Raw genomic sequence first — 6,966 nt, 5'->3', positions numbered from 1 at the left:
CCGCATGCCCCTCGCGCCACGGCCACCCCGCAACCCTCGGGCCGCCCGCAGACATCAGGCGCCTCGCCCACCCCACCCGGCCCCCCCCCCCCCCCCACGCCCCCCCCCCCCCCCCGCTGCACGAGCAGCTGCGCGATGCGGTCGCCCCGGTTCACTTCGACGGCCTGCGCGGTGTCGTGGTTGATCAAGCAGACCTTGATCTCTCCCCGGTAGCCGGCATCGACGGTTCCCGGTGTGTTCACCACGGACAGTCCGAACTTGGCGGCGAGTCCCGAGCGCGGGTGGATCAACCCGACGGTCCCCACCGGCAACGCCACGGATATTCCGGTTCCGACGAGCACGCGCTGCCCTGGTTCGATCGTCACATTGCTGGTAGAGCACAGATCCACGCCCGCGTCACCTGCGTGCGCCCGTGTCGGCATGGGGACACCCGGGTCGAGACGACGCAGCGGGATGGGGGAAAGGTCGGTCACGTGGACCGAGACTACTCTCCGGATGTCGATGTCCCATTTCGAGGCGACTATCCTGGGTACGTGTCTGATACCTCCAGCTCCGGCAGCACCACCGGTTCGTCGACCCTCACGCCGACCTACTCCGAACGGTTGTGGGTTCCGATCTGGTGGTGGCCCATCGGTATCGGAATCGCAGCGTTGCTCGCGGCCGAGCTGCACATGGGCGCACCAGGGGTGTACGAGTGGGTTCCGTATGCCGTTCTCGTCCCGTGCGCACTGTGGACGTTGGTGTGGCTCTCACGACGGCGAATCGAGGTCGTCGACGGAGAACTCGTCGTCGAGCAGGCGCACCTTCCGGTGGAGCTGATCTCCCGCGGGGTGGTCGTCCCGGCCTCCGCGAAGAGCGCCGCGCTCGGCCGACAGCTCGACCCCGCTGCGTTCGTGCGGCATCGTCCGTGGATCAAGACGATGGCTCTGATCGTCCTCGACGACCAGGACGATCCGACCCCCTATTGGTTGATCAGCACGCGGCGACCTGCCGAACTCCTGGCGGCCCTGGGACACAGCGAGTCCTCGACGAGCTGACCCTCGCAGCACAGACTTCTACGCCGCAGCCGTGGCCCTCCCGGGTCACTGCTGCGGCGTTTCGAAGTAGGTCAGCGCATGTGCTTCGTCACCAGGCGCAGTCACGGCAGATCATCCGACCGCCCTCCTCGCTCGCAAGGCGACTCCGGTGATGTACCAGGAAGCAGCTCGAGCAGGTGAATTCATCGGCCTGTTTCGGCACCACACGCACCGACAGTTCCTCGCCGGACAGGTCCGCACCCGGGAGTTCGAAGGATTCGGCCGTGTCCGATTCATCGACGTCCACTACCGCGGACTGCGCCTCGTTACGCCGTGCCTTCAGTTCTTCGAGTGAGTCTTCCGACACATCGTCGCTTTCGGTCCGCCGCGGTGCGTCGTAGTCAGTCGCCATTTCCCTCTTACCTCTAGTCCTCTTACAGGTGCTCGACAGGGAACCACGGTGATGCTCCCGGCCAAAGCAACGCTCGACCGTGCGGTGAAGTTCCCACAGGTGCCGGTTTGTCGGTGGTACCCCGAATACCCCGAGTCCGAACCCCGTCGCCTTCGTCGATGGACGACGCTCGGCCGCCGAACAATAGCCGACGACCGAACGAAATATGCAATCGATTCGCTGTTTCTTCGGAATCGACCGAAAATCGTCACCTACATCACGGTGAACGTGACATTCCTGACGGGGTACGCCTCCATCGCGTCGACCACCTTGCCCTCTAGAGTGAACGTCGCACCGTACACACGGCAGGTGAACGACGTACCGTTCGCACGGCGAGGAGACGAAAGGCAGGCCTGCGTGGTTTCCCTGATCACCGAAGGCAGCGCAACCGACAAGCGCGGTCGCCCGTTCCATCGTCGCCGCTGGATTCCCGCCGCGATAGCGGGTGCCGTTCTCGCCGCCGGGACGATCGTGGTCTGGACCTCGGTGTTGACCACGGCCGACACCACGGCGGCCACGGTGGCATGCCCGCCACCGCCCACCGCGCCCGCTGATCCCGAGAGCCCCGCGCCTGCCCCGCTCGGGCAGGTTGCGGAGCGTTCGACGATGCTCGACGTCGACCCGGCTCCGCTCGCCGCAACCAGGGTGCGAGTGTTCAACGCGAATGGTGAACGTGGACAGGCATCCACTGTCGCGGCCCAGCTCAGCGACTACGGTTTTGCGAGTGCGCCGGATGTGCAAGCGGGTAACGATCCGGTATACGTCGACCAGAACATGCAATGCCACGGTCAGGTCCGATTCGGCGAGACCGGTCGCGCCGCTGCGAATACCGCACGACTCGTGGCGCCCTGTGCAGAGTTGATTCTCGACGATCGTCAGGACGACACGGTCGATCTCGCCCTCGGCACATATTTCCGTGATCTGACACCGAGCGCCGACGCCGAAGAACTGTTGCGCACGTTGCGTGAAGCCCCCGTGGGCGAGAAATCCGCACCTCTCGATGTGGAACTTCTCGATGCTGCGCTCAACGCACCGTGCTGACCGCGCACACATTTCGCAAAATCGGGCAATTTCCCCTTTTCGTCCGAACGCTCCCGTGATTTCGGACCGAATTCACCACAGTTTCCCGCACGAGAACTCGCGGCGTTGTTATGCGGGAACAGGAGCGGTCGCACCGATTTTCGCAAGCGCCGCAGCGAATGCCTCCGCCACGCCCGGCGCCGAGGCAGTCATGATCTCGCCCTGATCGCCGAATCCGATGGGCAATCGGACCTCGGCTCCTGCTTCGGACGCGATCAGCGCGCCGGCCGCCCAGTCCCAGGGATTGAGGCCGTGCTCGTAGTGGGCGTCGACCCGCCCCGAGGCCACCATGCACAGATCCAGGGCCGCAGCTCCGATCCGCCGGATATCTCGCACCTGCGGTAGCAACTCCGCCACGAACCGGCCCTGGACAGCTCTCCTCTCCGCCGAGTAGGAGAACCCTGTGGCGACGAGTACAAGCGCAAGATCGGCCACCGGCGTGCAGCGCAGCCTGGTCACGACCCCCTCGGCGTCGGTACGCGTGGCGCCGAGGCCCACTGCCGCCGAGTAGAGATCGCCCGAGGCGACGTCGACCACGGCACCTGCCACCGAGATTCCGTCGATCCGGGCCGCCACACTCACCGCGTACGCGGGAATCCCGTAGACGAAGTTCACTGTGCCGTCGATCGGGTCGACGACCCACTGGATGCCCGTCCCGCCCACGCCGTCCGCGCCCAGGCCGTCGCTGCAACCACTCTCCTCGCCGAGAAATGCGTCGCCGGGCCTCAACTGCCTGAGCCGACTCCGAATGAGGTCCTCGGTCTCGGTGTCGGCGACGGTGACCGGGTCGGTGCCGGACGACTTCGTCTGTACCGCGTCGGCCTCGCCACCGAATGGCCCCTCCGCCCCGACCAGCTCGGCACGGCGACGACGCACATGGGCAGCCGCCTCCGAGGCAACGGTGACGGCAACCGCGCGCAGTGCGGCGGGATCGGACTCGACGACTGGGGAATCGATGGCATCTGACACTCGACCATCGGAACACACGCGCATCGGCCGCACCACCCGCACAACCGTGACTTTAGAACTATCGTTGCCCCACAAGCGTTGCGGCCGACCGACCAGAGCTGTGCGACCGACCGGAGAGCGAGCACCTCATGACGCAGGGAACACCCCCGCCCCCGACCGACTCCACCGACGTGGGATTCGGCGTCGACGTCGGCGGCAGCGGAGTGAAAGGGGGTCTGGTCGACCTGACCACGGGTCAGCTGATCGGCGACCGGATCAAGGTCCTCACTCCCCAGCCCTCGACTCCCGACGCCGTGGCCGCGACGGTGGCCGAGATCATCAGGCAGGCGAAGTGGGACGGGCCCGTCGGAATCACCCTCCCGAGTGTGGTGACCGGAGGCGTCGCGAGGACCGCCGCCAACATCGATTCCTCATGGATCGGAACGGACGCGCGAGCACTCTTCTCGACCGCGCTGGGCGAACGACACGTCACGGTTCTCAACGACGCCGATGCCGCAGGGATCGCCGAGGATCGGTTCGGCGCAGCGGCCGACACCTCAGGCCTGGTCATCCTCCTCACCTTCGGCACCGGAATCGGCTCCGCAATCCTCCACAACGGCGTCCTGCTGCCGAACACCGAACTCGGACACATGGAGATCGACGGCATGGAAGCAGAACATCGCGCCGCGTCGTCGATCAAGGAGGAGAACGACTGGCCGTACAAGCGGTGGGCTCGGGAGGTCTCGCTGGTCCTGGAGCGTTTCGAGGCCCTGCTGTGGCCCGATCTGTTCATCGCGGGCGGCGGAATCAGCCGAAAGCACGAGAAGTGGATTCCGCTGCTGACGAACGACACTCCCGTGGTCCCAGCCGAACTACGCAACACCGCGGGGATCGTCGGCGCTGCCCACGCTGCGAAAACAGGTGTGACTCCTTGAGTCCGACACATCCTTCCAGACAGAGATCGTTACAATGGTGCACAGCCGGCCGGAACCCGGCCTGATCCCGACAGACCTCTCCGCCGGAACTCCTCTGGCGCGACGCCGCACTACCTCGTCACGAAAGGGCGTACGTGGCAGCCACCGACATCCACACCGCTGATTCACAGAAGGAATCGGCACCCGTCGCGGACGCTTCGGGCGCCGCCGACGCTGCAACCCCCGCGACGCCTACGGCGACTCCGCCGGCCAAGAAGGCCGCCGCGAAGAAAGCACCCGCCAAGAAGGCCGCCGCGAAGAAGGCACCCGCCAAGAAAGCCGCCGCGAAGAAAGCACCCGCCAAGAAGGCCGCGGCCAAGGGCGCGAAGGCGGGCGACGACGACTTCGACAGCGCAGCAGAGCCTCAGCTCGAAGACATCGAGGTGGCGGAAGGCGACCTCGTCGCAGAAGACGCCACAGCCGAAGGCGACGAGCCCAGCGAGAAGGACAAAGCGTCCGGCGATTTCGTCTGGGACGAAGAGGAGTCCGAGGCACTGCGCCAAGCGCGCAAGGACGCCGAGCTCACTGCCTCCGCCGACTCGGTGCGCGCCTATCTCAAGCAGATCGGCAAGGTTGCCCTCCTCAACGCCGAGGAAGAAGTCGAACTCGCCAAGCGCATCGAGGCCGGCCTGTACGCGACATTCCGCTTGCAGGAACTCGCCGCGAAGGGCGAAAAGCTCCCGGTCGCCCAGCGCCGCGACATGAACTGGATCTGCCGCGACGGTAACCGCGCCAAGAACCACCTCCTCGAGGCGAACCTTCGACTGGTCGTCTCTCTCGCCAAGCGTTACACCGGCCGCGGTATGGCGTTCCTGGACCTCATCCAGGAAGGCAATCTGGGTCTGATCCGTGCGGTCGAGAAGTTCGACTACACCAAGGGCTACAAGTTCTCGACGTACGCGACCTGGTGGATCCGTCAGGCCATCACCCGCGCCATGGCCGATCAGGCCCGCACCATTCGTATCCCCGTGCACATGGTCGAGGTCATCAACAAGCTCGGCCGTATCCAGCGCGAGTTGCTCCAGGATCTGGGCCGTGAGCCCACGCCCGAAGAGCTCGCGAAGGAAATGGACATCACGCCGGAGAAGGTGCTGGAGATCCAGCAGTACGCGCGTGAGCCCATTTCACTCGACCAGACCATCGGCGACGAGGGCGACAGCCAGCTCGGCGACTTCATCGAGGACTCCGAAGCGGTCGTCGCCGTCGATGCGGTGTCGTTCACGTTGCTGCAGGATCAGCTGCAGTCCGTCCTCGAGACGCTCTCCGAGCGCGAGGCCGGTGTCGTGCGACTGCGCTTCGGCCTCACCGACGGTCAGCCCCGCACCCTCGACGAGATCGGTCAGGTCTACGGGGTGACCCGTGAGCGCATCCGCCAGATCGAGTCGAAGACGATGTCGAAGCTGCGCCACCCGTCGCGGTCCCAGGTACTGCGCGACTACCTCGACTAGTCAGGTACGTCGACCGGTCACGCGGTGTGGCCACGGACCATCGAGAACGGCGTAGGGACGACATCCTCCCTACGCCGTTTCGTGTGGCATAGCCGTTCGTGTGGCATAGCCGTTCGTGTGGCTGCCTCGGTCACAGAGGTACGAAGCGTCCGTCGTCGCCCGGCAGGTAGTCGGTGACATCGGCGACCGCGTCGACCGGCAACGGCCCGTACAGATGCGGGAACCGCATCGAGTCGGGGTCCTCCGGAACCCCAGGTTCGAACCGCACGTCGTCGGTAAGGCGCGACGGGTCGATGTGGAGCAGGACGAGGTCCGTGCGCCCGTGGAACAAGCGATTCGCGGGCAGGTGCACCTGGTCGGGTGTAGACAGGTGCACGAAGCCCACGTCGGCCGATGAAGGAGGCGTCAGGGCGCCGGCCTTCCGGGCGCGGAGCCACTCGTCCCGCGGGCAGATGTGCAGCAGAAGTTCACTCATGCCCCTCATTGTTCGCGACGCCGAAGCACCTACTACGCCGAGACGCGCCGTTCCGACTGCTGCGCTGTGAGCGAACATCCGCGTGGTGAGACAGCAAGTGAATACTTGCAAACACCCACGTCCTGGGGTTTCTTCTGCACAATTCGTGAAACACGACACGAATGGGCGACAAGGGGAACAACCCGCGAACGCGAATCGTCTGTAAGAGTAGATCTACCGCGCTACCCCCGGCGCGGCGGACCAGACCCCAGGCGACCGTTGTCGAAGGTGGCCAGTTTGGAGGAGTCATGCCCGGTACGTTGACCACCCCGAAGTTGACCGCCGCCGACAGGTGCGATCGCTGCAATGCAGCCGCTCGCGTACGCGCTGTCCTTCCCGCAGGCGGCGAACTGTTGTTCTGCGGTCATCACGCAAACGAACACACCGATCGGCTCCGTGAGCTCGGTGCCACGATCGTCACCGAGGCCGACGCCGACGCATCCGTCTGATCCGCCGTCCGGAACCTCATGGTTCCGCGACCCGACATGAACGGGCGACTGCTTTCCAGCAGTCGCCCGTTTCGTCGTTCACGGTC

The 6,966-nt window shown here is 65.5% G+C and carries 9 protein-coding genes; 5 read left to right on the top strand and 4 right to left on the bottom strand.

The features are described from left to right. Nucleotides 1–455, bottom strand: a 455-nt coding sequence (gene dut, locus ACFWB0_RS14530; protein WP_378491168.1) for a dUTP diphosphatase, incomplete at its 3' end; no start/stop codon positions are given. Nucleotides 456–533: 78 nt separating this feature from the next. Here dut and ACFWB0_RS14525 point away from each other — a divergent pair. Further along, complete coding sequence (locus ACFWB0_RS14525) at nucleotides 534–1,037, top strand: DUF3093 domain-containing protein (protein WP_378491148.1); 504 nt, start codon at nucleotides 534–536, stop codon at nucleotides 1,035–1,037. An 88-nt stretch (nucleotides 1,038–1,125) separates the two neighbouring features. Here ACFWB0_RS14525 and ACFWB0_RS14520 read toward each other — a convergent pair whose 3' ends face one another. Further along, the gene (locus ACFWB0_RS14520; protein WP_378491147.1) at nucleotides 1,126–1,428 is read right to left on the bottom strand and encodes a DUF4193 domain-containing protein; all 303 of its coding nucleotides are present in this window, start codon (nucleotides 1,426–1,428) and stop codon (nucleotides 1,126–1,128) included. Nucleotides 1,429–1,824: 396 nt separating this feature from the next. Here ACFWB0_RS14520 and cei point away from each other — a divergent pair, with 396 nt between their 5' ends. Then, nucleotides 1,825–2,508, top strand: coding sequence for an envelope integrity protein Cei (cei, locus tag ACFWB0_RS14515; RefSeq protein WP_378491167.1), 684 nt, complete (start codon nucleotides 1,825–1,827; stop codon nucleotides 2,506–2,508). Nucleotides 2,509–2,616: 108 nt separating this feature from the next. Here the strand turns inward: cei and ACFWB0_RS14510 are convergent, their stop codons facing one another. Then, complete coding sequence (locus ACFWB0_RS14510) at nucleotides 2,617–3,540, bottom strand: inositol monophosphatase family protein (RefSeq protein ID WP_378491146.1); 924 nt, start codon at nucleotides 3,538–3,540, stop codon at nucleotides 2,617–2,619. Between the two features lie 104 nt (nucleotides 3,541–3,644). Between ACFWB0_RS14510 and ppgK the strand changes: the two genes are divergently transcribed. Both ppgK and ACFWB0_RS14500 read left to right on the top strand, forming a co-directional pair. Then, nucleotides 3,645–4,430 carry a polyphosphate--glucose phosphotransferase gene (ppgK, locus tag ACFWB0_RS14505; protein WP_378491145.1) on the top strand — a complete coding sequence of 262 codons (786 nt, stop codon included), beginning with the start codon at nucleotides 3,645–3,647 and terminating at the stop codon, nucleotides 4,428–4,430. A 134-nt stretch (nucleotides 4,431–4,564) separates the two neighbouring features. Further along, nucleotides 4,565–5,917, top strand: coding sequence for an RNA polymerase sigma factor (locus ACFWB0_RS14500; protein ID WP_378491144.1), 1,353 nt, complete (start codon nucleotides 4,565–4,567; stop codon nucleotides 5,915–5,917). 130 nt (nucleotides 5,918–6,047) lie between these two features. On the opposite strand, the gene ACFWB0_RS14495 is transcribed toward ACFWB0_RS14500, so the two are convergent. Next, nucleotides 6,048–6,392 (bottom strand): DUF952 domain-containing protein, encoded by a 345-nt coding sequence (locus ACFWB0_RS14495; protein ID WP_378491143.1) that lies wholly within the window; start codon nucleotides 6,390–6,392, stop codon nucleotides 6,048–6,050. A gap of 287 nt (nucleotides 6,393–6,679) precedes the next feature. Here ACFWB0_RS14495 and ACFWB0_RS14490 point away from each other — a divergent pair, with 287 nt between their 5' ends. After that, nucleotides 6,680–6,880, top strand: a complete 201-nt coding sequence (locus tag ACFWB0_RS14490) for a hypothetical protein (protein WP_378491142.1) — start codon at nucleotides 6,680–6,682, stop codon at nucleotides 6,878–6,880. Nucleotides 6,881–6,966 lie beyond the last annotated feature (86 nt).

Source organism: Rhodococcus sp. NPDC060086 (assembly GCF_042730275.1).
Classification (GTDB): Bacteria; Actinomycetota; Actinomycetes; order Mycobacteriales; family Mycobacteriaceae; genus Rhodococcus.
Note: the sequence above shows the minus strand (reverse complement) of the source record. Positions and strands in the feature narration are given on the sequence as shown.